Source organism: Nocardioides sp. CCNWLW216 (assembly GCF_037120545.1).
Taxonomy (GTDB): Bacteria; Actinomycetota; Actinomycetes; order Propionibacteriales; family Nocardioidaceae; genus Nocardioides; species Nocardioides lianchengensis.
Genome location: NZ_JBBBBJ010000002.1, coordinates 396552 through 419208, shown reverse-complemented (window position 1 = coordinate 419208; position 22657 = coordinate 396552). Strand labels below are relative to the sequence as shown.

General features: G+C 73.9%; 27 protein-coding genes. 18 read left to right on the top strand and 9 right to left on the bottom strand.

Annotation, left to right across the window (positions count from 1 at the left end):
* From V7S47_RS06510 to V7S47_RS06485, 6 genes are all read left to right on the top strand, one after another.
* Positions 1 to 981 (top strand): glycine betaine ABC transporter substrate-binding protein, encoded by a 981-nt coding sequence (locus V7S47_RS06510; protein WP_336560807.1) that lies wholly within the window; start codon positions 1 to 3, stop codon positions 979 to 981.
* A gap of 67 nt (positions 982 to 1048) precedes the next feature.
* Entirely contained in the window at positions 1049 to 1486 is a 438-nt protein-coding gene (locus V7S47_RS06505) for a Zn-ribbon domain-containing OB-fold protein (protein WP_336560806.1), read from the top strand.
* On the top strand, positions 1483 to 2673 hold the full coding sequence (locus tag V7S47_RS06500) for a lipid-transfer protein (RefSeq protein ID WP_336560805.1): 1191 nt from the start codon (positions 1483 to 1485) through the stop codon (positions 2671 to 2673). The genes V7S47_RS06505 and V7S47_RS06500 overlap by 4 nt, the downstream gene beginning before the upstream one ends.
* Position 2674: 1 nt before the next feature.
* On the top strand, positions 2675 to 3478 hold the full coding sequence (locus V7S47_RS06495; protein ID WP_336560804.1) for an enoyl-CoA hydratase: 804 nt from the start codon (positions 2675 to 2677) through the stop codon (positions 3476 to 3478).
* A 74-nt stretch (positions 3479 to 3552) separates the two neighbouring features.
* Positions 3553 to 4395 (top strand): universal stress protein, encoded by an 843-nt coding sequence (locus V7S47_RS06490; RefSeq protein ID WP_336560803.1) that lies wholly within the window; start codon positions 3553 to 3555, stop codon positions 4393 to 4395.
* Between the two features lie 9 nt (positions 4396 to 4404).
* Entirely contained in the window at positions 4405 to 4965 is a 561-nt protein-coding gene (locus V7S47_RS06485; protein ID WP_336560802.1) for a hypothetical protein, read from the top strand.
* Here V7S47_RS06485 and V7S47_RS06480 read toward each other — a convergent pair.
* Positions 4952 to 5323: a YchJ family protein gene (locus V7S47_RS06480; RefSeq protein ID WP_336560801.1), complete on the bottom strand. Its 372-nt coding sequence runs from the start codon at positions 5321 to 5323 to the stop codon at positions 4952 to 4954. The genes V7S47_RS06485 and V7S47_RS06480 overlap by 14 nt on opposite strands.
* 90 nt (positions 5324 to 5413) lie before the next feature.
* Here V7S47_RS06480 and V7S47_RS06475 point away from each other — a divergent pair, with 90 nt between their 5' ends.
* The 5 genes from V7S47_RS06475 to V7S47_RS06455 are packed head-to-tail and all read left to right on the top strand — an operon-like array spanning position 5414 to position 10566.
* The gene (locus V7S47_RS06475; RefSeq protein ID WP_336560800.1) at positions 5414 to 5797 is read left to right on the top strand and encodes a hypothetical protein; all 384 of its coding nucleotides are present in this window, start codon (positions 5414 to 5416) and stop codon (positions 5795 to 5797) included.
* A 32-nt stretch (positions 5798 to 5829) separates the two neighbouring features.
* Positions 5830 to 6738, top strand: coding sequence for a universal stress protein (locus V7S47_RS06470; protein ID WP_336560799.1), 909 nt, complete (start codon positions 5830 to 5832; stop codon positions 6736 to 6738).
* A 21-nt stretch (positions 6739 to 6759) separates the two neighbouring features.
* Positions 6760 to 8148: a sigma 54-interacting transcriptional regulator gene (locus tag V7S47_RS06465; protein ID WP_090858323.1), complete on the top strand. Its 1389-nt coding sequence runs from the start codon at positions 6760 to 6762 to the stop codon at positions 8146 to 8148.
* Complete coding sequence (locus tag V7S47_RS06460; protein ID WP_336560798.1) at positions 8126 to 8548, top strand: OsmC family protein; 423 nt, start codon at positions 8126 to 8128, stop codon at positions 8546 to 8548. The genes V7S47_RS06465 and V7S47_RS06460 overlap by 23 nt, the downstream gene beginning before the upstream one ends.
* Positions 8545 to 10566 carry a vWA domain-containing protein gene (locus V7S47_RS06455; RefSeq protein WP_336560797.1) on the top strand — a complete coding sequence of 674 codons (2022 nt, stop codon included), beginning with the start codon at positions 8545 to 8547 and terminating at the stop codon, positions 10564 to 10566. The genes V7S47_RS06460 and V7S47_RS06455 overlap by 4 nt, the downstream gene beginning before the upstream one ends.
* 6 nt (positions 10567 to 10572) lie before the next feature.
* Here the strand turns inward: V7S47_RS06455 and V7S47_RS06450 are convergent, their stop codons facing one another.
* Genes V7S47_RS06450 through V7S47_RS06440 form a run of 3 tightly spaced genes read right to left on the bottom strand, consistent with a single transcriptional unit; the run spans position 10573 to position 12509 of the window.
* Positions 10573 to 11001 (bottom strand): DUF2695 domain-containing protein, encoded by a 429-nt coding sequence (locus V7S47_RS06450; RefSeq protein WP_336560796.1) that lies wholly within the window; start codon positions 10999 to 11001, stop codon positions 10573 to 10575.
* A 10-nt stretch (positions 11002 to 11011) separates the two neighbouring features.
* Complete coding sequence (locus V7S47_RS06445) at positions 11012 to 11872, bottom strand: cobalamin-binding protein (RefSeq protein ID WP_336560795.1); 861 nt, start codon at positions 11870 to 11872, stop codon at positions 11012 to 11014.
* Between the two features lie 25 nt (positions 11873 to 11897).
* Positions 11898 to 12509 (bottom strand): hypothetical protein, encoded by a 612-nt coding sequence (locus V7S47_RS06440; RefSeq protein WP_336560794.1) that lies wholly within the window; start codon positions 12507 to 12509, stop codon positions 11898 to 11900.
* A gap of 134 nt (positions 12510 to 12643) precedes the next feature.
* Here V7S47_RS06440 and V7S47_RS06435 point away from each other — a divergent pair, with 134 nt between their 5' ends.
* Together V7S47_RS06435 and V7S47_RS06430 are read left to right on the top strand one after the other, a co-directional pair.
* Positions 12644 to 13423 carry a TSUP family transporter gene (locus tag V7S47_RS06435; RefSeq protein ID WP_336560793.1) on the top strand — a complete coding sequence of 260 codons (780 nt, stop codon included), beginning with the start codon at positions 12644 to 12646 and terminating at the stop codon, positions 13421 to 13423.
* Positions 13420 to 14049 carry a YigZ family protein gene (locus tag V7S47_RS06430; RefSeq protein WP_336560792.1) on the top strand — a complete coding sequence of 210 codons (630 nt, stop codon included), beginning with the start codon at positions 13420 to 13422 and terminating at the stop codon, positions 14047 to 14049. Before V7S47_RS06435 ends, V7S47_RS06430 begins: the two co-directional genes overlap by 4 nt.
* Before the next feature lie 14 nt (positions 14050 to 14063).
* Here the strand turns inward: V7S47_RS06430 and V7S47_RS06425 are convergent, their stop codons facing one another.
* Entirely contained in the window at positions 14064 to 14288 is a 225-nt protein-coding gene (locus tag V7S47_RS06425) for a hypothetical protein (RefSeq protein ID WP_336560791.1), read from the bottom strand.
* A gap of 113 nt (positions 14289 to 14401) precedes the next feature.
* Between V7S47_RS06425 and V7S47_RS06420 the strand changes: the two genes are divergently transcribed.
* Positions 14402 to 14587 (top strand): hypothetical protein, encoded by a 186-nt coding sequence (locus tag V7S47_RS06420; RefSeq protein WP_336560790.1) that lies wholly within the window; start codon positions 14402 to 14404, stop codon positions 14585 to 14587.
* Here the strand turns inward: V7S47_RS06420 and V7S47_RS06415 are convergent, their stop codons facing one another.
* Positions 14588 to 15556 (bottom strand): MsnO8 family LLM class oxidoreductase, encoded by a 969-nt coding sequence (locus V7S47_RS06415; protein ID WP_336560789.1) that lies wholly within the window; start codon positions 15554 to 15556, stop codon positions 14588 to 14590.
* 380 nt (positions 15557 to 15936) lie between these two features.
* Here V7S47_RS06415 and V7S47_RS06410 point away from each other — a divergent pair, with 380 nt between their 5' ends.
* Positions 15937 to 17250: a hypothetical protein gene (locus tag V7S47_RS06410; RefSeq protein ID WP_336560788.1), complete on the top strand. Its 1314-nt coding sequence runs from the start codon at positions 15937 to 15939 to the stop codon at positions 17248 to 17250.
* A gap of 3 nt (positions 17251 to 17253) precedes the next feature.
* Here V7S47_RS06410 and V7S47_RS06405 read toward each other — a convergent pair whose 3' ends face one another.
* Positions 17254 to 18204, bottom strand: coding sequence for a hypothetical protein (locus tag V7S47_RS06405; protein ID WP_336560787.1), 951 nt, complete (start codon positions 18202 to 18204; stop codon positions 17254 to 17256).
* A 554-nt stretch (positions 18205 to 18758) separates the two neighbouring features.
* Here V7S47_RS06405 and V7S47_RS06400 point away from each other — a divergent pair.
* Genes V7S47_RS06400 through V7S47_RS06390 form a run of 3 tightly spaced genes read left to right on the top strand, consistent with a single transcriptional unit; the run spans position 18759 to position 20484 of the window.
* Positions 18759 to 19511, top strand: a complete 753-nt coding sequence (locus tag V7S47_RS06400; protein ID WP_336560786.1) for a VOC family protein — start codon at positions 18759 to 18761, stop codon at positions 19509 to 19511.
* The gene (locus V7S47_RS06395) at positions 19508 to 20002 is read left to right on the top strand and encodes a DinB family protein (protein ID WP_336560785.1); all 495 of its coding nucleotides are present in this window, start codon (positions 19508 to 19510) and stop codon (positions 20000 to 20002) included. The genes V7S47_RS06400 and V7S47_RS06395 overlap by 4 nt, the downstream gene beginning before the upstream one ends.
* On the top strand, positions 19999 to 20484 hold the full coding sequence (locus V7S47_RS06390; RefSeq protein ID WP_336560784.1) for a GNAT family N-acetyltransferase: 486 nt from the start codon (positions 19999 to 20001) through the stop codon (positions 20482 to 20484). Before V7S47_RS06395 ends, V7S47_RS06390 begins: the two co-directional genes overlap by 4 nt.
* On the opposite strand, the gene V7S47_RS06385 is transcribed toward V7S47_RS06390, so the two are convergent.
* Positions 20485 to 21444 (bottom strand): SIS domain-containing protein, encoded by a 960-nt coding sequence (locus V7S47_RS06385; protein WP_336560783.1) that lies wholly within the window; start codon positions 21442 to 21444, stop codon positions 20485 to 20487. It lies immediately after the preceding gene.
* Positions 21441 to 22655, bottom strand: a complete 1215-nt coding sequence (locus tag V7S47_RS06380) for a phosphotransferase (RefSeq protein ID WP_336560782.1) — start codon at positions 22653 to 22655, stop codon at positions 21441 to 21443. The genes V7S47_RS06385 and V7S47_RS06380 overlap by 4 nt, the downstream gene beginning before the upstream one ends.
* Positions 22656 to 22657 lie beyond the last annotated feature (2 nt).

Genomic DNA, 22657 nt, shown 5'->3' with positions numbered 1-22657 from the left:
ATGACGACGCGACTGCGCCGTACCGCCGTCGTGGCGGTGCTCGCCACGTCCCTGACCGCCTGCGGCCTCGGGACGGCCGGCGGACCGGTGCCCGACGCCGAGCTGGCCGGGGCCCTGACCGACGCCGGGTCCCTCGACGGCGCCGAGATCACCGTGGGCTCGAAGAACTTCACCGAGAGCATCCTGCTCGGCAAGATCGCGCTGATCGTGATGAAGGCCGCCGGGGCCGAGGTCACCGACCTCACCAACATCCCCGGGAGCTCGGCGACCCGGCAGGCCGCCCTCGAGGGCCAGATCGACGCCCAGTGGGAGTACACCGGCACCGGCTGGATCACCTACCTCGGCCACACCGACCCGATCAAGGACGAGCAGGAGCAGTACGAGGCGGTCCGCGACGAGGATCTCGAGAACGGCCTGGCCTGGCTCCCGCCGGCGCCGATGAACAACACCTACGGCTTCGCGGTGACCGAGCAGTCCCAGAAGAAGTACGGCCTGAAGACGCTCTCCGACATCGCCAAGGTCCCGGTCGCCGAGCGGACGATGTGCATCGAGTCCGAGTTCGCCAACCGGCCCGACGGGCTGAACGGGATGCTGAAGACCTACGGGCTGTCCCGGGGCGCGGACGGGGTCCCGGAGGACAACCTGCAGACCTACCAGACCGGCGCGATCTACGACGCGACCGCGAAGGGCCGCTGCACCTTCGGTGAGGTGTTCACGACCGACGGCCGGATCCTGGCCCTGGACCTCGTCGTGCTGGAGGACGACCAGCGCTACTTCCCCAACTACAACGTCTCGCTGGTCCTGGGGCAGCAGGTGCTGGAGGACCACCCGGACATCGCGGACCTCTTCGCACCGGTCTCGGAGAAGCTCACCAACGAGGCGCTGCTGGAGCTGAACGCCCGTATCGACGTCGACGGGGAGGACCCGACCGACGTGGCCCGGGACTGGCTGGCCGACGAGGGGTTCGTCGATCCGGTCTGAGCGGGGGCGGGCGTCCTGCCGCTAGAGTGAGAACCTGTTCTAGTTTTCGGGTCTCAGGAGGCGACGGATGACGGCGACACCCGCGATCGAGGGGTGGTTCACGACGGGGCCGGAGCCGGCGCTGGTGGGGTCACGGTGCACGACGTGCACCACGGTCTACTTCCCGCCGCTGGCGGGTGGCTTCTGCCGCAACCCCGCCTGCGACGGCGAGGACTTCGAGAGCACCGAGCTGTCGCGTCGCGGTCGGATCTGGTCCTACACCGACGCGCAGTACCAGCCGCCTGCGCCGTACGTCCCGGCGTCCGACCCCTACGAGCCGTTCGCGCTCGCCGCGGTCGAGCTGCCCGAGGGCCTGACCGTCCTCGGCCAGGTCGCCCAGGGGTACGGCGTCGCCGACCTGCGGGTCGGCGCGGAGGCCGAGCTGGTCGTCGAGACCCTCCACGACGATCTGTCGATCTGGCGCTGGAAGCCGGTCGTCGAGCTCGGTCAGGAGGCCGATCAGTGAGCCACGACGTCGCCGTCCTCGGCGTGGGCATGCACCCCTGGGGCAAGTGGGGCAAGAACTTCGTCACGTACGGCGTGCACGCGGCCCGGGCCGCCCTCGCGGACGCGGGCGTCGCGTGGACCGACGTCGACCTGGTGGTCGGCGGCGAGACGGTCCGCAACGGCTACGGCGGGTACGTCGCCGGCGCCACCTTCGCCCAGGCGCTGGGCTGGAACGGCGCCCGGGTCGCGACGTCGTACGCCGCCTGCGCCACCGGAGCCCAGGCCCTCGACACCGCTCGTGCGCGGATCCTGGCCGGGCTGTGCGAGGTGGCCCTGGTGGTCGGCGCCGACACGACGCCGAAGGGGTTCCTCGCGCCGAACGCGGGGGAGCGGTGGGACGACCCGGACTGGCTGCGGTTCCGGCTGCTGGGCATGACCAACCCGGCGTACTTCGCGCTCTACGCGCGTCGGCGCATGGACCTCTACGGCGCCACCCAGGAGGACTTCGCGCAGGTCAAGGTCAAGAACGCGCGGCACGGGCTGGAGAACCCCTACGCCCGCTACCGCAAGGCGGTCAGCGTCGAGGACGTGATGTCCAGCGCCGTGGTGAGCGACCCGCTGCACCTGCTCGACATCTGCGCGACCTCCGACGGGGCCGCGGCCGTGGTGCTGGCCAGCACCGAGTACGCCAAGCGCCTGGGGCTGGCGAGCCCGGTCCGGGTCTCCGCGGTCTCCACGGTCACCCCGACCTTCCCGAACACCGTGATGGACATGCCCAACCTCTCGACCGACTCCAGCGCCGCCGTGGGCGAGCCCGAGCACACCTTCAAGGAGTCGATCGCCCGGGCCGCCTACGAGGAGGCCGGGATCGAGCCCGCGGACGTCGGCGTCGCCGAGGTCTACGACCTGTCGACGGCCCTCGAGCTCGACTGGATCGAGGACCTCGGCCTCAGCAGGCGGGGCGAGGCCGAGCAGCTGCTCCGGGCCGGCGAGACGACCATCGGCGGCCGGATCCCGGTCAACCCGTCGGGCGGGCTGGCCTGCTTCGGCGAGGCGGTCCCGGCCCAGGCGCTGGCCCAGGTCTGCGAGCTCACCTGGCAGCTGCGCGGGCAGGCCACCGGTCGCCAGGTCGAGGGGGCCACGGTCGGCATCACCGCCAACCAGGGGCTCTTCGGTCACGGGTCGTCGGTGATCCTGAGCGTCTGAGATGTCCTTCGTCCTGGTCGACCGCCCGGTCGAGGCCGTCGCCGTCGTCACCCTCAACCGCCCCGAGCGGATGAACGCGATGGCCTTCGACGTGATGGTCCCGCTGCTGGCGGAGCTGCGGGCGCTGGGCAGCGACAACACGGTGCGCGCGGTCGTCCTCACCGGCGCCGGCGCGGGCTTCTGCTCGGGCGCCGATCAGGAGTCCGCCGGGGTGCCGCCCGGGGTGGTCGGGGTGACGCGGCCGACGTACGCGCTCCGGGCGATGGAGGTCCTCGAGGAGGTCGTGCTGACCGTACGACGGCTGCACCAGCCGGTGGTCGCCGCGATCAACGGCGCGGCGATCGGCGGCGGGCTCTGCCTGGCCCTGGCCTGCGACCTGCGGCTGGCCGCGCCGGCGGCGTACTTCCGGGCCGCCGGCATCAACAACGGGCTCACGGCGAGCGAGCTGGGGCTGAGCTACCTGCTGCCGCGGGCGGTGGGCTCGACCCGGGCCGCCGACATCATGCTCACCGGGCGCGACGTCGGCGCCCCGGAGGCCGAGCGGATCGGCCTGGTCTCGTCGGTCCACGAGGACGTCGTGGCCGCGGCGGTCCGGACCGGTGAGCGGGTCGCGGGCTTCTCCCAACCCGGCGTCGAGCTCACCAAGAGATCGTTGCAGGCCGGCCAGGCGGCGACGTCGCTGGAGTCCTACCTGCCCAGCGAGGGCCTGGGACAGCTCTACCTGCGGTTGCTGACCGGCAACTTCGAGGAGGCGACCCGGGCCCGGCACGAGGGTCGGGCGCCGCGGTTCACCGACGATCGCTGACGAGATGACGGCTTCCCCCGAAAGGGGGAGGTGTGAAACAAAGGTCCCAGACGCGTCGACCGGGGGGTGGGGGCTTGCCAGCAGCACGTTCGGAGCTGGTGGAGCGCGGGTCCGGTGCGGTCGTGGTCGGGGTGAGCGGGTCCGAGTCGGACCTGCTCACGGTGCCCCAGGCGGCCTTCGCCGCCGCGCGCGAGGGCGCCCGGCTGCTGGTCGTGCACGTGGTCGGCTCGCTCAACCGCGACGCCGACGGCGACGTCGACGAGACGCTGCTCGAGCGCTTCGCCGCAGCCGGGGAGGCGGTGGTCCAGCGCGGTGTGGGGCTGGCCCGGGCGACCGCCCCCGGACTGGCGATCGACGACGCGCTGCTCAGCGGCGACCGGGTCGGCGTCCTGAGCTCCGTCACGGCGCGCGCCCTGCGGCTGTACGTCGGCACCTCGGAGACCAGCTCGGTCCGCCCGATGGTCCCGGGCCTGGTCACCGCGGGCGTCACCAGCGACGTCGGCTGCCCGGTGCTGCTGGTGCGCGGCAGCCGGACCGAGCGCGGGGGCCGGGTGCTCGCCTACCTCCACGAGGCCGACGAGCGGGCCGTGGTCGCGTTCGCCGAGCACGAGGCGCGGGCGCTCGGTGTCTCGTTGACCATCGTCTACCGCGGATCGATCGGGAAGGTCTGGCCGGTCGGCGAGGACATCGCGGTGACCCGGCTGCTGGTCCCGCAGCAGGCCCGCGCCCACCGGCTGCTCGCCTCGCCGCGCAACGACCTGCTGGTGGTCGCCGCCTCCGACCTGCGCTCGGCGCGCACCGCCGAGGGCGCGACGGCCCTGCGCCAGCGCTACTCCGGCACCGCCTGCCTGGTGGCCGTGGTCCCGGAGGAGCAGTCGGCGGCGCCCCTGAGCCCGCCGCCCCCGCCGGGCCACTAACCTGGCTCGGTGCTCGGCTCCAGCAGGTCTCCCGCCGCCGGGCCGCCGGACCGGGTGCTCGACCTCTTCGTGGTGCCGGACGCCGTCGTCCCGCTCGTCGGTGCGCGCGGCGGCCAGGTCGTGGCCGGCGACCTGGTGCTCAGCCCCGACCGGGACGCCGACGTCCTGGCCTGGCTGAACCCCCTGCTGGCCCGCCTCGCCGTACGCCTCGACGAGCGACCCGGCCGAGACCCCCGCGACCTGCGGCTGGCGATGCCGGTGCCCGCGCGCGACGGGTCCTGGGTGGTCGACGGCTGGGCGGCCAGCCGCTACGAGCCGGGCACGACGGTCTGCACCGACCTCGACGTCGTGGTCGCGACCGCCCACCTGCTGCACGCGGAGCTGGCGGTCGCGGTCTCCACCCGGCCCGACGCCCTGCCCCCGGCCGACGAGCCGGACGCGCAGCTGGTGGACGCGAACCTCGTCGGCAACGTCCTGCTGGACGCGCGCGGCGCGCCCGTCGTGCTCGACGTCGAGCCGGCCTGGCGCCCGGCCCGCTGGGCCGTAGACCGGCTGCTCAGCCGGTGGTGACGTCCTCCCCGACGTAGACCCAGCGGCCGCCGCGCCGCTCGAAGAGCGACCGCTCGTGCCGCTGGCCGGCCACCCCGCCCCGGTCGTACGACGCCACGAACTCGACCCAGTCCTCACCCGAGCCGAGGATCTCCAACCCGGTCCAGGTCAGCGTCGGGTCGGGCTCGAGCTCCGGTGGCCGGGTCCGCGGGTGCCAGGTGCGGAACACGTGGTCGAGGTCGTCGACGGCGTACGCCGAGTAGCGCGAGCGCATCAGCTCCTCGGCGGTGGCGGCCTGGGCCGCGCCTCGGTGCAGCCGCCCGCAACAGGCGTCGTACGACGGGCCGGAGCCGCACGGGCAGGGGCGCTGGAGCTGCACGCCGCGACGCTACCCGCTCGGGACCAAGGTCCCGGCCGCTGGGACCCGAGGTCCCTCGATGAGACGGCTCTCACACCGCACCGTCGAGTCATGCGGATCGTGGAGGTGCCCGCGGGCACGGTCGTGGTGGAGCTCGAGGACGACGAGGCCTCGTGGTCGACCCTGAGCTGGGCGGCCGAGCGGGCGGCACAGGGCGGTCGCGACCTCACCCTCGTGCACGCGCTCGCCGTCGAGGAGCGCTTCGGCACGGATCCGTGGGTGCTGCGCGAGGTCGTCGGGGCTCTGGCCGACGCCGGGCAGGAGCTGCTCGCCGCGGCCCGGCACGAGGCGCGCCGGGTCGCCCCGACCCTGCGCATCCGCGAGGTGCTGCGGCTGGTCGACCGGGAGACGGCGATCGACGCCCTGGCCGCGACCGCGGCCGAGGTGTTCCGGGCCGGGACCAAGGTCCCCTCGGTCGCGGTCGTCAGCCACTGACCCCGGCGCGCGGGGCCCGGCAGGCTGGCGGCATGGAGACCATGAGCAGCACCCCCGCCGTCCCCGCAGGCACGGTCGTCGTCGGGGTCGACGGCTCCGAGGGGTCCGCGCGCGCGGTGCGCTGGGCGGCCACCGAGGCCGGTCTGACCCGTCGGCCGCTGACCCTCGTGCACGCCTGGACCCTGAACGGCAGCAGCTGGCTGGACCAGGCCGGCATCGACCACCGGACGCTCGCCGCGGCGATCCGCGACGAGGCGGTCGGGATGCTGGCCACGGTCCGCGCGGGGCTGCTCGCCGAGCGGCCCGCCCTCGACCTGGAGGTCCACCGCCTGGTCGTGGAGGCCGACCCGCGCGACGCGCTCGAGGAGCTGTCCCGGTCGGCGGCGATGGTGGTGGTCGGGTCCCGCGGCCGGGGCCCGGTACGCAGCCTGCTGCTCGGCTCGGTGAGCGTGGCGGTCTCCCGCCTGGCGCACTGCCCGGTCGTCGTCGTGCGACCGGGCGCCGAGCGCGCCACCGGCGGCGTGCTGGTCGGCGTCGACGGCACCGCCATCTCCCGGCCGGCGCTCGAGCTGGCCTTCCACGAGGCCGCCCTGCGCGGGCTGCCGCTGACCGTCGTGCACTGCTTCTGGGACGCGCAGGTCGCCACCCTGCCGGCCCACCGGGTCGAGCCGGGCTCGTCGGCGTACGCCGATCTGGAGCTGCTCGTCGCGGAGTCGGTCGCGGGGCTCCAGGAGGAGTACCCGGAGGTGCCCGTCGAGCGGGCCCTCTGGCGCGGTCTGGTCGACGAGGCCCTGGTCGCCGCGTCGCAGGGCCGGGACCTCACCGTCGTCGGCCTGCGGCAGACCGGGCGGCTGCGCCAGCTGGTGCGGGTGCCGGTCGCGCCGACCGTGGTGGAGCGGGCCGACGGTGCCGTCGCCGTCGTACCCCATGACGCCGATTGAGGTGCTGAGTACGTTGGAAGCGTGACCTCCGCTCCCAGCATCAGCACCGTCGGCGAACTCCGGGCCTCGGGACACGTCCAGAAGCCGCTGCGCACCGAGATCCGCGACAACCTGCTCGGCATGCTCCGCGAGGGCGTCGACCCGTGGCCGGGGCTGCACGGCCTCGGCGGCACGGTGATCCCGCAGCTCGAGCGGGCGCTGATCGCCGGCCACGACGTCGTCCTGCTGGGCGAGCGCGGCCAGGGCAAGACCCGACTGCTGCGCACCATGATCGGCCTGCTCGACGAGTGGACCCCGGTGATCGCCGGCTCCGAGCTCGGCGAGCACCCCTATGAGCCGATCACCCACGCCTCGCGCCGTCGCGCGCTGGAGCTCGGCGACGCGCTGGGCGTCGAGTGGCGCCACCGCGACGACCGGTACGCCGAGAAGCTGGCCACCCCCGACACGTCGGTGGCCGACCTGATCGGTGACGTCGACCCGATGAAGGTGGCCGAGGGCCGCTCGCTGGGCGATCCCGAGACCATCCACTACGGCCTGATCCCGCGCAGCCACCGCGGCATCGTCGCGATCAACGAGCTGCCCGACCTGGCCGAGCGGATCCAGGTCGCGATGCTCAACGTGATGGAGGAGCGCGACATCCAGATCCGCGGGTACGTCGTACGCCTGCCGCTCGACGTGCTCGTCGTCGCCAGCGCGAACCCCGAGGACTACACCAACCGCGGCCGGATCATCACCCCGCTGAAGGACCGGTTCGGGGCCGAGATCCGCACCCACTACCCGCTGGAGCTCGAGGACGAGGTCGCGGTGATCCGGCAGGAGGCCGACCTGGTCGCGGAGGTGCCCGACTACCTGGTCGAGATCCTGGCCCGGTTCACCCGCAACCTGCGCGAGTCCAGCTCGGTCGACCAGCGCAGCGGCGTCTCGGCCCGGTTCGCGATCGCGGGTGCCGAGACCATCGCCGCCGCGGCCATCCACCGGGCCACGGCCCAGGGCGAGGACGAGGCGGTCGCCCGGGTCGTCGACCTGGAGACCGCGGTCGACGTCCTCGGCGGCAAGATCGAGTTCGAGTCCGGCGAGGAGGGCCGCGAGGCCGAGATCCTCACCCACCTGCTCCGCACCGCGACCGCCGAGACGGTGCGCCAGCACTTCCGCGGCATCGACTTCGGACTGCTGGTCGACCGTCTGGAGGCCGGCGAGATGGTCTCGACGGGGGAGCGGGTCACGGCGCGCGACTTCCTCACCGGGCTGCCGGTCCTCGGCGAGTCCGAGCTGTACGACGAGGTCTGCGACCGGCTGGGCGCCACCAACGACGGCCAGCGGGCCGGCGCCATCGAGCTCGCCCTCGAGGGGCTCTATCTCGCGCGCAAGATCGGCAAGGACTCCGACGGTGCCGAGACCGTCTACGGCTGACGTGCAGGTCCGGGTGCGCGTCGCGTCCGGTTCGCGGCGCGACGGGCTGGCGCCGGCGTACGTCGTCCCGCACGCCTGGACCGAGGACGGCATCTCGGTCGACGGCGGCGGCACCGGGGCGCACCTGCTGCTGACCGCGGTGGCGTGCTGCGTGCTCAACGACGTCTACCGCGAGGCCCAGGAGCCGGGGATCGCCCTGGCCGGGGTCCGGGTGGACGCCGTCGGTGGCTTCGACAGCACGACCTGGTCGTCCACGACCATCGCCTACGACGTCGACGTGGACAGCGACGCCCCGCAGCAGGTCGTCGACGGGCTGCTCGCCCGGGTCGACGAGGTGGCCGAGATCCCGCGCGTGGTGCGCGGGTCGGTCGCCGTCACGCGTGAGAGGAGCGAGGCATGAGCAGGACCCGGCAGTCCCGGTTCAAGCGGTACGAGGGCGGCGACCCGCTCGCGCCGCCGGTCGACATCGCGGAGGCGCTGGACGCCATCGGCGAGGACGTGATGGCGGGCTACAGCCCGGAGCGGGCGATGCGGGAGTTCCTGCGCCGGGGCGGGCGCGACCAGGCCGGCCTCGACGAGCTCGCCCGCCGGGTGGCCGAGAAGCGGCGCGAGCTGCTGCAACGGCACCACCTCGACGGCACCCTGCAGGAGGTCAAGGAGCTGCTGGACCGCGCCGTGCTGGAGGAGCGCAAGCAGCTGGCCCGCGACGCGATGATGGACGACGCCGACCGGGCGTTCCGGGAGATGCAGCTGGAGAACCTGCCGCCCAGCCCCGCGGCGGCGGTGAGCGAGCTGGCGTCGTACGACTGGCAGAGCCCGCAGGCGCGCGAGGACTACGAGAGGATCAAGGACCTGCTCGGCCGCGAGTTGCTCGACCAGCGCTTCGCCGGCATGAAGGACGCCCTCGAGAACGCCACCGACGACGACCGGGCGGCGATCAACGAGATGCTCGGCGACCTCAACCAGCTGCTGGAGAAGCGGCAGCTCGGCGAGGACTCCCAGGAGGACTTCGAGGAGTTCATGGCGAAGCACGGGGACTTCTTCCCCGAGAACCCGCAGAACCTCGACGAGCTCCTCGACGCGATGGCCCAGCGGGCCGCGGCGGCGCAGCGGATGCTCAACTCCATGTCGCCCGAGCAGCGCCAGGAGCTGATGGAGCTCTCGGCGCAGGCCTTCGGCTCCCCGCAGCTGATGGACGCGCTGTCCCGGCTCGACGGCAACCTGCAGTCGCTGCGCCCCGGCGAGGACTGGGGCGGCTCGGAGCAGCTGGGCGGTGACGAGGGACTGGGCCTCGGCGACGGTACCGGTGTCTTCCAGGACCTGGCCGACCTCGACCAGCTCGCCGAGCAGCTCTCGCAGTCGTACGGCGGAGCGCGGATGGACGACCTCGACCTCGACAAGCTGGCCCAGCAGCTCGGCGAGTCCGCGGCCGTGGACGCCAAGACCCTGCAGCAGCTGGAGAAGGCGCTGCGCGAGCAGGGCACGATGCGCCGCGACTCGACCGGCCAGCTCCAGCTCACCCCGAAGGCGATGCGTCAGCTCGGCAAGGCGCTGCTCAAGGACGTCGCCGACAAGATGTCAGGCCGCCAGGGCCAGCGCGACCTGCGCCGAGCCGGCGCGGCCGGCGAGCTGTCCGGCTCGACCCGCGAGTGGGCGTTCGGCGACACCGAGCCGTGGGACATCCCGCGCACTGTCCTCAACGGCACGCTGCGCCGGGCCGGTTCCCCGGATGGCCCGCTGATGGAGATCGGCGACGTCGAGGTGCAGGAGACCGAGGCCCGCACCCAGGCCTGTGTCGCGCTGCTGGTGGACACGTCGTTCTCGATGGCCATGGACGGGCGCTGGGTGCCGATGAAGCGCACCGCGCTGGCCCTGCACACGCTGATCAAGTCCCGGTTCCGCGGCGACGCCCTGCAGCTGATCGGCTTCGGCCGGCACGCGGAGGTGATGGACATCGAGCAGCTGACCGCGCTCGACGCCATGTGGGAGAAGGGCACCAACCTCCACCACGGGCTGCTGCTCGCCAACCGGCACTTCCGCAAGCACCCGAACGCGCAGCCGGTGCTCCTGATCGTCACCGACGGCGAGCCGACCTCCCACCTGGAGGCCAGCGGCGAGGTGTTCTTCAGCTACCCGCCACACCCGCTCACCGTCGCCCACGCCGTCCGAGAGCTCGACAACTCGCGCCGTCTCGGCGCGCAGACGACGTTCTTCCGGCTCGGCGAGGACCCGGGCCTGGCCCGCTTCGTCGACTCGATGGCCCAACGGGTCGAGGGCCGGGTGGTCGCGCCCGAGCTCGACGACCTGGGCGCCGCCGTGGTCGGCTCCTACCTCGGGTCGCGCGGGCCGGGCCTCGGCGGGGGCGGCTCGGGGTACGGCGACTGGTTCGGCGGCCGGGGGTTCTGGGTCGGCGACTGAGCCGCCTCAGAACGGCGGCGCGGTGTCGTCCTCCTCGGGCGGCGGCCACGGGTCCCACCGCGGCCGCTTTTCCCACAGCGCGCACGGCCGGGTGGAGGTGCGGTGCACCCCGTCGCAGGCCGGCTGCTCGTCGTGCCCGGTCGGGCGGGTGCCGAGCAGGTCGCGCACGAGTGGTCCGCTGGTCACGCGGAAGCCGTTGCGGTGGAACAGGTCGCAGTCGCAGCGGACCCCCTGGGTCCACAGCCGGTGCTCCAGCGACGTCGCCCTTGGGGAGCGCAGGTCGCGGAAGCGCAGCGTCCACAGCCGCCGGTGGTCGCACGCGCGCACGCGCAGTCGGCGCGCGACGTAGCAGACCAGGCACTCGCGTGGTCGCGGGTCGGCGTCGGGCTCGGAGAGGGCCCGCAGGAACTGCTCGGTCTCATCGGCGATGGACATGGCCACCGTTCTAGCCGGGGTCACCGACAGCCAGCTCGTCGAGCACCGCGGCCAGCTCCTCGACCCCGTCCACGATGCGCGGCCCGGGGCGGGCCCAGCAGCCGTCGGCGTCCACGGCGTGCACGGCGACGCCGGCGGGCAGCAAGGGGCGGACCGTCTCCGCCTGCTCCTGGGCACCGGCCCGGTCGTAGCCGCACGGCGCGACCACGACGAGGTCGGGCCGGGCGGCGTGCACGTCGTCCCAGGTCGTCCGGACGGACTTCTCGCCCGCCGTACCCAGGACCGGGTCGCCGCCGGCGAGCGCGACCATCTCGGGGATCCAGTGGCCGGGCGCGTACGGCGGGTCGGTCCACTCCAGCACGACGACCCGGGGCCGCGGCCGGTCGGCGACCCGCGCGGCCACGGCGTCCAGCCGCGCGCGCAGGGAGTCGACCAGCGCGACGGCCGGTCCGGTGCGGCCGAGCGCCGAGCCGAGGGAGATCACGGAGGCGAGCACCTCGTCGACCGTGTGCGGGTCGTAGGTGAGCACGCTGGCGTTCGAGCCGAGGTGCTGCAGCGCGTCCGCGACGGTGTCGACGTCGACCGCGCAGACCGCGCACAGGTCCTGGGTGACGACGTGCGTCGGCTCGAGATCGCGCAACGCGTCCTGCTCGAGGCGGTAGAGGTCCTCGCCCCGTCCGAGCGCGGCGGCGACGTACGCGTCGATGCCGGCGGGCGTGAGGCCCGCCGGCATCGACGAGGTGGAGACGATCCGGCGCTCGCGCGCCTCGTCGGGGGTGTCGCACTCGAAGGTCACCCCGACGACGTCCTCTCCCGCGCCGAGCGCGAAGAGGATCTCGGTGGTCGAGGGGAGCAGCGAGACGATGCGCACGCCGCGACGGTACCCAGGGGCTGGGTCAGCGAGCGGTCTTCAGGGTCAGCTTGGCCAGCTTAACGGCCTTCTTGGCCGACGGCGTCCCGCCGTCCGTGGCGCTGACGCCGGTGGTGATGATCTTCTTGCCCTTGCGGGCCACCACCGACTGGCTGACGAACTTCTGGCCGGAGATCGTCGCGGTCACGGTGTAGCCCCAGCTCTGGTCGCCGAGCCGGACCTTCAGCTTCTTGACCTTGACCTTGACCTTGGTCCCGCCGACGTCGACGGGGCACTTGGCGGTCTTCGAAGCGCTCCGCAGGTACTTCACGGCGGCCTTGGTGTTGCGGAACTTCAGCGCCGAGACGTAGACCAGCGGCGCAGCGGCGGTGGGGGTCGCGTACTGGGCGGGCGAGTAGGCCGCCGACGCCGAGGTTGCGCCCTTGATCGCCTTGCCGGACTTGCACTTCTTGATCGACTTCACCGACGAGGTGGAGGTCGAGGCGGTGCCGCCGGCGAGGTGCGGGTAGATCTTCGCGACCTGCGCGACCGCCGGGACCTTCGGCGCCTTGGCGGCGTGCGCGGGCGTGGTGAGGGCCGGGACGGCGAGGACGGGGACGGCGAGCGCAACGACCGCGCGGGACAGCCAACGAGTCATGGTGAGGTTTTCTCCGGTTCTGTAGAGAGGTGCTGGGCGGGGACTTCCTACCCAACCGGGCCGGTCGCACGCCTGTGGTCGCACGATGTCTCGGGATTCGTCTGCGGCCCGGGCGGGCGCGGACAATCGGCCGGGTGGAGGACCCGACCCTGACCGTGCTGGCGCTCCTCGGGCTGGCGGCGGTCACAGCGGGCTTCGTGGACGCTGTCGTCGGCGGGGGCGGGCTGGTCCAGCTGCCGGCGTTGCTGGTCGGGCTGCCGCACGCGAGCCCGGTGCAGATCCTGGCCACCAACAAGCTCGCCAGCATCTGCGGCACGACGGTCAGCTCGGCGACGTACTACCGCCGGGTCCGCCCCGACCCGCACACGTTCCTGCCGCTGATGCTGCTCGCGTTGGTGGGGTCGTTCGCCGGCGCGCTGGTGGCCAGCCAGATCCCACGCGAGGCCTTCGAGCCGATCGTGCTGGTCGTGCTGGTGCTCGTCGGCGCCTACGTCCTGCTCAAGCCGAGCCTCGGCGAGGCCACCGCGCTGCGGTACGCCGGCAGCACCCACCTGGCCGCCGCGATGGTGGTGGGTGCGGCCATCGGCTTCTACGACGGCGCCCTCGGCCCCGGCACCGGCAGCTTCTTCGTCTTCGCCCTCGTCGGGCTACTCGGCTATGGGTTCCTGGAGGCGTCCGCGAAGGCCAAGCTGGCCAACTGGGCGACCAACCTCGGCGCGCTGCTGCTCTTCGTCCCGCAGGGTGCGGTGCTGTGGAAGACCGGGCTGGTGCTGGGGGTCTGCAACCTGGTCGGCGGCTACCTCGGTGCCCGCGTGGCGGTCTCGCGCGGCTCGCGGTTCGTCCGGATCTTCTTCATCGCCGTCGTCGCCGCGTTCGTGGTGCGGATCGGCGGCGACGTCGTGGGCGTCTGGTGAGCAGCTACCTCACGCTCGCCCGGGACGCCGAGGCCGAGATCGAGGTCAAGCGGTCGCGGTTCCTGGCCACCGTGGTGCGGGTGCCGGACGAGGCCGCCGCGCGGGCGGTCGTCGAGCGGCTGAGGACCGCGCACTGGGACGCGCGGCACCACTGCACCGCCCTCGTCGTGGGGCCGCCCCCGGTGCCGGTCGAGCGCTCCAGCGACGACGGCGAGCCGGCCGGTACGGCGGGCGCCCCGATGCTCGAGGTGCTCCGCGGCGCCGGGGTCAGCGACACGGTCGCGGTCGTCACCCGCTGGTTCGGCGGCACCCTCCTGGGCGCCGGCGGCCTGGTCCGGGCCTACGGCGACGCGGTCCGCGCCGGCCTCGACGCCGCCGGCACGCTGCGCCGCTCGCTCCTGCGCGAGCACCTCCTCGAGGTCGACCACGCCGACGCGGGCCGGATTGAGACCGAGCTCCGGACGCGCGGCGTCCGCGTGCTCGACACGTCGTACGACGCCCGCGCGACGCTGCGGCTCGGCGTACCGCCCGACGGTGAGGCGCGGCTGCACGCCCTCGTCGCCGAGCTGACCTCGGGGCGCGGCGAGACCGTCGCCGCGGGGGAGCGGTGGGTGGACGGCGGCTGACCCGCCGGTCCGGGTCAGAAGGGGCGGACGGCCGCGCTCGCCTGACGCGCGCCGATCGCCCACATCGCGCCGCCGACGGCGAGGAGGGGGAGGGCGGTCGACACGCAGGAGAGCAGGACGAGGAAGCCGAGTCCGGTCGAGAGCGGGTCGCTGATCGCGACCCCGACGGCGTAGGCGAGCATCCCCAGCGCGACGAGCGCGCCCGCGATGGTGGCGAGGGTGCGACCTGACTGCTGCATGGCTCCAGCCTAGGGAGGGAGCGCGCCCGCCGCACGCTGGTGCAGACCACGGCGACGCCGTGCGCCGGCTTCGACGTCGCCGCGGGGGAGCGGTGGGTGGATATCGTCGGCGCATGAACGGGATGCAGCACCGGTTCGTGGTGAGCTGCGTGACCGTCGTCGTCGGCGCGGCGGTGGTGGGGGTCGCCTACGTCGCCACGGCCGACACCGGGCTCGTCGAGGTCTTCGTCGCCGCGGGCCTGACGGGGGCGGCGCTGGTGGCGATCTGGCTCTACGTCCGGGCGCTCCGTCGCGACTGATCAGGCCACGATGTCGCGGAGCAGCCGGTCCGAGGCGAGCAGGGCGTCCCGGTCGTAGGTCGAGGCACTGGACATGACCCCGTCGGCCCCGGTGCGCTCGACGAGCCGGTCGAGGCGGCGTCGTACGGTCTCCGGGCTCCCGGCCAGGGCGCGGTCCAGGGAGGCCTCGACGCGGCGCCGTACCTGGGCGGGCCAGGGGGCGGCGTGCACGGCGGCCGCGGACTCCAGCGGCGGGAACTCGCCGGTCTGCCGCGACCGGGCCATCGCCCAGGCCTCGGGCAGCGCGAGCTCGCGGGCGGTCGCGTCGTCGTCGGCGACGAGGACGTCCAGCGAGACCGTCACCCAGGGCGAGCCGTCGCCGTGCGGGCGGAAGTCGCGGCGGTACGACGCGAGCGCGGCGGGAAGCTCCTCGGAGTCCAGGACCGGCCCGCCGACCACCACCGGCAGACCGAGCCGAGCCGCCACCTCGATGCCGCGGCCGGTGGCCAGCAGGTGCAGCGGGATCGGCGCTCGCGCCGCCGGACGGGCGGTGACCTCAGCGGTGCCGTCGAGGTAGCCGCGCAGCTCCGCCAGGTCCGCCTCGAACGACTCCGCGGCCTCCGGGCCGCTGCGCAGCGCCCGCCGTACCGGCTCGGTGAAGCCGACCGAGCGGCCCAGGCCGAGGTCCACCCGCCCGGGGTGCAGGGCGTCGAGCACGAGGAACTGCTCGGCGACGACGAGCGGCTGGTGCAGCGGGAGCATCACGCCCCCGGAGCCGATCCGGATCGTCGTCGTACGACCGGCGATCGCGGCCAGCAGCACCGCGGGCGTGCCCGACGCGATGCCGGGCACCGCGTGGTGCTCGGCGACCCAGAACCGCTCGTAGCCCGCCTCCTCCGCGCGCACCGCCCGGTCGACGGTCGCGGCCAGGGCCTCGGCGTCGGGGGTGCCGGCGCGGGTGCGGGACCGGTCGAGCAGGGAGAGCCTCACATCCGTCCCAACACCGCGACGAGCCGCCGCCTTCCCTGCCGCGTCGTGGTCGCACCCCCCCCCGTTGGTTGAGCAGGTCGCGCTAGCGACCGTGTCGAAACCCCCGCAGCTCGAGAGCCGGCACTGAGCCCACCGATGTGACACGCCAGCCGGTCGGTCGAGGGCTGCAGGTCCGCTCAGATCGTCCTTGTTCGGCTGGCTACCTGGGCGATGTCCACCGTGATTGCCGTCGGCGGCCGGACGCGGGCTGCTCCCTGCGGCCCGTCCGAAGTGGCCCTTCCGGCGGTATAGAGAGGGGCACACCCCCGGCCGATCAGATCTTTGCCCACAGATCCTCAGATGCTCTAGATTCGCACACCTGTTCGAACTAGAATGAAGGCATGAGCCTTGACGTCCTCGACCCCGCCACCGTGCTGGCGGCCGCCGAGACGTCCGTGCGCACTCGCCGCGCCGCCGCCCTCGAAGACCTCGATCTCGTCCTGGCCTGGGCCGATCTTCACGGCGACGACCCCCAGAGCCGCCCCGGCGCGATCCCGGTCCGGTATGGCGGGGACCAGCTCATCGACGTCGGCGGCGCCGGCACCCCCTACGTCCAAGACCTCTGCCTCGGCGAGTTGGCCATCGCCCGCCACTCCCACGTCCTCTCGACCCGCTCGGTGATGGCCGACGCACTCGACCTGCGCCACCGCCTCCCCCTGACCTGGGCCATCGTGCAGTCGCTGGCCTGCGATGCGTGGGTGGCGTGCCGGGTCGCCTCGATGACCCGCAAGCTGACCTTCGCCCAGGTCGCGCTCGTCGACGAAGCCGTCGCGAAGGCCATCGGCGGCTGCGCGCCCGGGCGGGTGTTCCGCATCGTCGAGGCCAAGATCATCGAAGCCGACACCGCCGCCCACACCGCCCGCATCGAAGAACAACGCCGCACCCGCACCGTGGTGCTCTCCCCGACCGACGACACCGGTTTACGGATGCTGTTCGCCCGCCTCGAGGCCGGCGACGCCGTCTGGATCGACGCCACCGTCGACCGGGTCGCCGACCTCCTCCACGATGACGCCGACCTACGTCAGGCTCATCACCCGGACCTGCCCGAGGACGTCACCAAGGCCGAGCTCCGCGCCGTCGCGCTGGGCTGGCTGGCCCGCCCCCACGACCTCGCCGCACTCCTCCATCTGCTCGACCAGCAGGACGACGAACAGGCCAGCAAGCGGAGGAAGCCGTCAGCGGTGCTGCACGTCCACCTCCACCAGGCCGCCCTCGACACCGGCGTCGGCGTCGCCCGAGTCGAGGAGCTCGGACCGCTGGTCCTCGACCAGGTCCGACTCCTCCTGGCCCATGCGAACGTGACGCTGCGGCCGGTGCTGGATCTGTCGGAGACCATCGCCGTCGACCGGTACGAGCACCCCACCATCGTCCGGGAACGGACCGCGATCCTGATTCCGGCCGACGCGTTCCCGCACTCCACGTCGGTCACGAGGCGGGTCGATCTGGACCATCCGACGCCCTACCTGGACCCCGACACCGGCGGACCACCCGGACAGACCGGTGACCACGCCGCCGCGCCCTTGACCCGCAGGCACCACCGGGCCAAGACCCACGCCGGCTACACCGTCGAACAGACCGACCGGACCACGTTCGAGTGGACCACCCCTCACGGCCTGAGACGCCGCGTCGGCCCCACCGGTTCCCACCCCGCCTGAGCGCTACCAGAGCAGGTCGAGGGTCAGCACGGACACGCCCGATCGGGTGGACGTCCACTCCTGCAGGCACGCCGAGAGGTCGGGCGCGTGTCCGGCGAGGCCGAGACGGGTGGTCGCGGTGGGCGCGGGGGCGTGGGAGTGACCGGGACCCGGCGAGCCGTGGGAGCAGGCGACACACAGGAAGCGCATCGCCGACCAGTCGTCGACCCCGAGCCCGCGTCGCCCGGCCAGGTCGCTCAGTGCCCGGACGTCCTCGGGGGTGGTGCCCTCCACCTCGGCCTGCCAGGTCGGCAGTCCCGAGTCGTGCAGGCGCTCCAGCTCGTTGAACACGGGTACCTCCTGGTCCCCGAGCTGCCGGGTCCCGGTCGGCTGGCCGTCGTGGAGCAGTACGTCGCGGAAGCGGTGCCCCGACTCCGGGAGCGGGACGCTGGCGACGACCGCGTGGGCGGGGCTGCGACGCCAGCACCAGATCACCTCGGTCGTGCCGTGCTCGGGCAGGACCTGGAGCGACAGGCTCGGTTGGTCGGGGTTGACCCGGATCGGGACCGCCCCGAAGTCCACGTCGATCGGCTCCGCGCCGCCGTCCAGCCCCGCGACGCCGTACGCCGTCCACGCCCGTCGCGCCCGCTCCCAGTCACCCAGCGCGGTGGCGGCGATGCCGAGGTTCCACGCCGCCGGGTCGGCGTCGCCGTTGCCGAGCTCGGCCGCCTCGGCCTCGCCGAAGAGCGGCATCGCGCGCTCGTTCCGGCTGGCGCTCAGCGCCCAGTCCCGGCGGGCCTTGGCGTGCATGCCCGCCTCGAACCAGGCGAAGTACGAGTCGGGGGCGACCTCCGTCAGCTCGGCGGCGCAGCGGTCGGCGACCGCGACGTCCTCCGCCTCGGTGGCGGCGGTCCACTCGGCCCACACCTCCTGCGGGGTGCGTGCGGGCGGTCCGTCGGGTCCGGGGGTGAGCATGCGCGAAGTCTGCCTGCCCTGAGCCCCCGCTGGTACGCCGCGAGCCGATCCCCCGATCCCCGCCGAAGGGGGCGGGCTCAGCCTCGACGGGCCCCGTGGCTGTCACCGGTGGCTCCATCGGTGGGCGATCGCCGTTCGCTGAGATCACCGATCACCGATCGCCGCGACGGCCGCGACGCCGGTGAGGATGAGCGTCCACCAGCTGAACGAGCTCGTGGTCCAGAGCACGATCAGGAGCGCGGGACCGCACGTCCAGCAGAGCGCTCGTGCGTGTCGCTCCAAGAAGCGATTGGCTGCGGAGTCCTGCCTGTCCAGGCGGACGCTCCAGACCAGGACGCGAACCATGAGGATCAGGCCACCCACCATGACGAGGAGGAAGAGCCGGGCGAAGCCGGGAGCAGAACGGGCCGGAGGACCTGCGGCTCCACGCACTAGGTTGTGCGTGTGGAGTCGACCACGGCACGGAGCTCGCGGAGGACGGTCGCGGTGACGGCCGGGACCACCGTCATGGCGTCCCTGCGGGCCCTGGCGCTCGTGACGGGCGGAGCGGCCCCGTGACCCCGACCTGGCTCACGGCGTTCCTCGACCTCGCCCCCGCGGACCACCCGGCCGCGGTGCGGCACTGGCGCGGCGTGACCGGGCACGGCCTGTCGAAGCCGCGCGGCGATCACGGCGAGTTCGCGTCGTACCTCCCGCCCGGTGCGGACGTGCACCTGAAGGTGCAGCGCCTGGAGGCGGGGCCGTCGGGGGTCCACCTCGACCTGCACGTCCCGGCGGTGGCGCCGGCGGTCGAGGACGCGGTCCGGCTGGGGGCGCGGCTCGTGGCCGACCACGGGTACGCCGTGCTGTCGTCGCCCGGGGGCTTCGCGTTCTGCTTCGTGACCGAGCGGGCGACGGTCCGCGCCGCGCCGGCGACCTGGCCCGGGGGCCCCACCGGACAGAGCCATCGCTCGTCGGTCGACCAGGTCTGCCTCGACGTGCCGCCGGACCTCTGGGAGGCCGAGCTGGAGTTCTGGCGTCGGCTGACCGGCTGGTCGGCGCGGATCGGTGGACGCGAGTTCGTCCACCTGCTCCGCCCGCCCGCGATGGCGGTGCGGATCCTGCTCCAGCGCCTCGACGATCCCCAGCCGGCCGTCACCGGGCACCTCGACCTGGCGTGCACCGACCGGGCCGCCGAGACCGCCCGGCACGTCGCGCTCGGGGCGGAGGTGCTCGCGGAGCACGACGAGTGGACGGTGCTGCGGCCGCCCGCCGGCCCCGAATACTGCTTGACCGACCGGGACCCGGGCACGAGAGTCACCGGATGACCCAGTCCGGCGACGAGCGCGCCACGCTCCTCCACTTCCTCGACCACCATCGCGACGTCCTCCGCCAGAAGTGCAGCGGCCTCACCGCCGAGCAGCTCGACACGCCGCACCCGCCGTCCCCGCTGACCCTCGGCGGGATGGTCAAGCATCTCGCCTACGTGGAGAACTGGTGGAGCGTCGGCGTCTTCCTGGGCCAGGAGCCCGGCGAGCCGTGGGCGAGCGTCGACTGGCGCGCCGACGGCGACTGGGACTGGCACAGCGCGAAGGACGACACCCCCGACCAGCTCTGGGCGCTGTACGACGCGGAGCGCGCCGCAGCCGACCGCGTGTACGCCGCCGCGCGCCTCGACGACCTCGCGGTCATCCCGAACCACCACGCCCAGACCCGGGCCAACCTGCGCTGGATCCTGGTGCACCTGATCGAGGAGTACGCGCGGCACAACGGGCACGCCGACCTGATCCGGGAGTCGATCGACGGCCAGGTCGGGTGAGGATCCGCGCGGCCGCCGCCGACGACTGGCCGGCGATCTGGCCGTTCTTCCAGGCGACGGTCCAGGCGGGGGAGTCCTACGCCTTCCCGCTCGACCTGACCGTCGAGACGGGACGGGGCTGGTGGCTGGAGCAGCCACCCGGCGCGACGGTGGTCGCGGAGGAGGGCGGCGTCGTCCTCGGCAGCGCCAAGATGGGCCCGAACCGCCCCGGCCGCGGCGACCACGTCGGCACCGCGTCGTTCATGGTCGCCCCGGAGGCCCGCGGACGCGGAGTGGGTCGGGCGCTCGGCGAGCACGTGATCGCCTGGCACCGCGAGCAGGGCTACCGCGCGATCCAGTTCAACGCCGTCGTCGAGACCAACACCGCCGCCGTCCGGCTCTGGACCGACCTCGGCTTCCGCATCGTCGGCACCGTCCCCGAGGCGTTCCGCTCAGCCGGGCACGGGTACGTCGGCCTGCACGTCATGCACCTGCGGCTGTGATCAGCCCGCCAGCCACAGGTGCGCGGCGACCAGCTCGGCCACCAGCACCTCGCTGAGCAGCCGGACGTCGTCGTCGGTGTCGCCCGGGTAGCGCAGCGTGTACGACGCCCCCTCGAGGTCGCCGCCGACCGACACGACGGTGGTCGAGCGCGGCAGCGTCCACTCCAGGATGCCGTCGTCCCACGCGGAGCCGGCGTACGAGAGCAGCCGGTAGTCGGTGTTCTTGGTGAGGTAGACGTCCACGTGCGCCCAGTCGCCCGCCTCGCAGCCGACCGCCGCGCGCCGGGGGCCCTCGCGCAGCATCAGCGCCGACTGCTGCGCCGAGGACAGCCGTCGGGCCGGGGCGACGACGTGCGCGCCGGCCGGGCCGTCGAGCAGGCCGGTGACGGTCGGCCCCCAGTCGCCCCAGGTCGACAGCAGGTGCGACGACGCCTCCGCGGCGGCGCTCACGGTGTCCGCGACGGCGTCCACCGGCTCGCCGAGCAGGTGCGCCTCCAGGGCGAGCAGCAGCGCGAGGGTGTGCTGGAAGGAGCGGCAGGCGACCCCGCCCGGCTCCGGCCCGGCCTCGAGGTCGACGGTCCAGGAGGCCCGCTGGGTGATCGTCGACCCGGGGGTGTTGGTCAGCGCGACGACGGTCGCGTCGGGGTGCACCCGCCCGAGGGCGTCGAGGGTCTCCTTCGAGCCGCCGGTCGCCGAGATGGCGACCACGAGGGTGCCGGCGCCCCACGCGGGGAGCAGGTCGCTGCTGGCCAGCTCGGCCACCGCCACCAGGCCGCGGGCCCGCATCCGGGCGGCGGCGACGCCCGCGGCGTACGTCGAGGAGCCCATGCCGACCAGCACGACCCGCTCGGGCAGGAAGCCCAGCCCGGCCCAGGGGTCGGCGGCGCGCAGCCCCTCGGCGAGGTGCTGCAGGGCCTCGGGCTTGCGTTGCAGGTCGGCCAGGAACTCGGCGGGCTTCACGGCTTCTCCTCCGGGAGGGGCAGCAGCGCGGGGAGCGCCGCCTCGGGGACGTAGAACCACCGCGGCAGATGCGCGGCGGCATAGCTGAACTCGCGGCACACCTGGCGCAGCCGGAAGGCGCGCACGAGCGCGGGCTGGACCAGCCGCGGGTGCCCGGCGGTCGCGACGGTCACGGCGTACGACGTCAGGAACGCGTCCTCGGCCGCCTCCGCGGCGGCGGTGACCGTGGCGAGGTCGTGGTGCGGCTCGTGGCGGCGCAGCACCAGGGCCGCGTGCTTGATCGACTGCGCGAGCCCGGCGACGTCGAGGGCCGGCGGCTGGGGGAGCAGCCGCTCGGCCGTGGGGACCACCGGGTTGCCGTCGAAGTCGGTGACGACGTACGTCGCGTCCGCGCCGGTGCCCCGGCGCAGCACCTGGCCGACGTGCAGGTCGCCGTGCACGCGGATCAGCGGCGTCCCGAGCGCGTGGGCGGGGGCCCGGGTCTCGGCCCGGAGCGCGACGGCGCGCCGGGCCAGCAGGTCGTGGGTGTCGCCGGTGGTGGCGGCGAGGGCCTGCTCGAGGTCGCGATCGGCGCCGGCCTCCCAGGCGGCGAGGTCGTCCGCGGTGGCGGCGGAGACCCCGTCCTCGGCCAGGGCCGCGTGCATCCGGCCGACCAGGTCGCCGAGCCGGCGACCGGTCTCGCGGACGCCGTCGTACGACTCGTCGAGGACGGCGGAGCGCAGGTCGCCGACCGTCCAGGTCCAGCCGTCGACGGCGCCGGAGAGCAGGCTGTCGACGGTGGCCAGAAGCCGGGGCGCCGCGTCCCCGGGAGCGGACCACTCGAGCAGCCCCCAGGGCGTCGGCATGCCGTCGAAGCGGTGCCGCTGGAGGGCGTCGAAGACGCTCGGCGCGGGATGTGGTCCGGGCTCGGCGGCGCGGAGCCACTTGACCACGGCCTTCTCGCCGACGACGACCGACTCGTTGGTCTGGTCGACGCCGAAGGAGCGCTCGCCGGCGACGGTCTCGTGATGCCAGGTGGTGACCCGGAACGGTCCGAGCGCGCGGCTGCCGCCGCCGAGCAGGGCGACCAGCGCGGTGGCCGCGCCCTCCCCGCTGGTGGCGCGCCGGTCCCCGTCGACCAGCCACGGCACCGGTCGGGGCAGGCCGTCGCCGTCGTCGACGACGAGCAGCACCAGACCCGGCGCGAGCGTCAGCCGGTCGAGGACGATCACGC

Coding starts and splice junctions, on each gene's coding strand:
- V7S47_RS06510 (WP_336560807.1), top strand. CDS start 1: ATGACGACGCGACTGCGCCGTACCGCCGTCGTGGCGGTGCTCGCCACG.
- V7S47_RS06505 (WP_336560806.1), top strand. CDS start 1,049: ATGACGGCGACACCCGCGATCGAGGGGTGGTTCACGACGGGGCCGGAG.
- V7S47_RS06495 (WP_336560804.1), top strand. CDS start 2,675: ATGTCCTTCGTCCTGGTCGACCGCCCGGTCGAGGCCGTCGCCGTCGTC.
- V7S47_RS06475 (WP_336560800.1), top strand. CDS start 5,414: ATGCGGATCGTGGAGGTGCCCGCGGGCACGGTCGTGGTGGAGCTCGAG.
- V7S47_RS06470 (WP_336560799.1), top strand. CDS start 5,830: ATGGAGACCATGAGCAGCACCCCCGCCGTCCCCGCAGGCACGGTCGTC.
- V7S47_RS06455 (WP_336560797.1), top strand. CDS start 8,545: ATGAGCAGGACCCGGCAGTCCCGGTTCAAGCGGTACGAGGGCGGCGAC.
- V7S47_RS06450 (WP_336560796.1), bottom strand. CDS start 11,001: ATGTCCATCGCCGATGAGACCGAGCAGTTCCTGCGGGCCCTCTCCGAG.
- V7S47_RS06440 (WP_336560794.1), bottom strand. CDS start 12,509: ATGACTCGTTGGCTGTCCCGCGCGGTCGTTGCGCTCGCCGTCCCCGTC.
- V7S47_RS06425 (WP_336560791.1), bottom strand. CDS start 14,288: ATGCAGCAGTCAGGTCGCACCCTCGCCACCATCGCGGGCGCGCTCGTC.
- V7S47_RS06420 (WP_336560790.1), top strand. CDS start 14,402: ATGAACGGGATGCAGCACCGGTTCGTGGTGAGCTGCGTGACCGTCGTC.
- V7S47_RS06410 (WP_336560788.1), top strand. CDS start 15,937: ATGAGCCTTGACGTCCTCGACCCCGCCACCGTGCTGGCGGCCGCCGAG.
- V7S47_RS06405 (WP_336560787.1), bottom strand. CDS start 18,204: ATGCTCACCCCCGGACCCGACGGACCGCCCGCACGCACCCCGCAGGAG.
- V7S47_RS06395 (WP_336560785.1), top strand. CDS start 19,508: ATGACCCAGTCCGGCGACGAGCGCGCCACGCTCCTCCACTTCCTCGAC.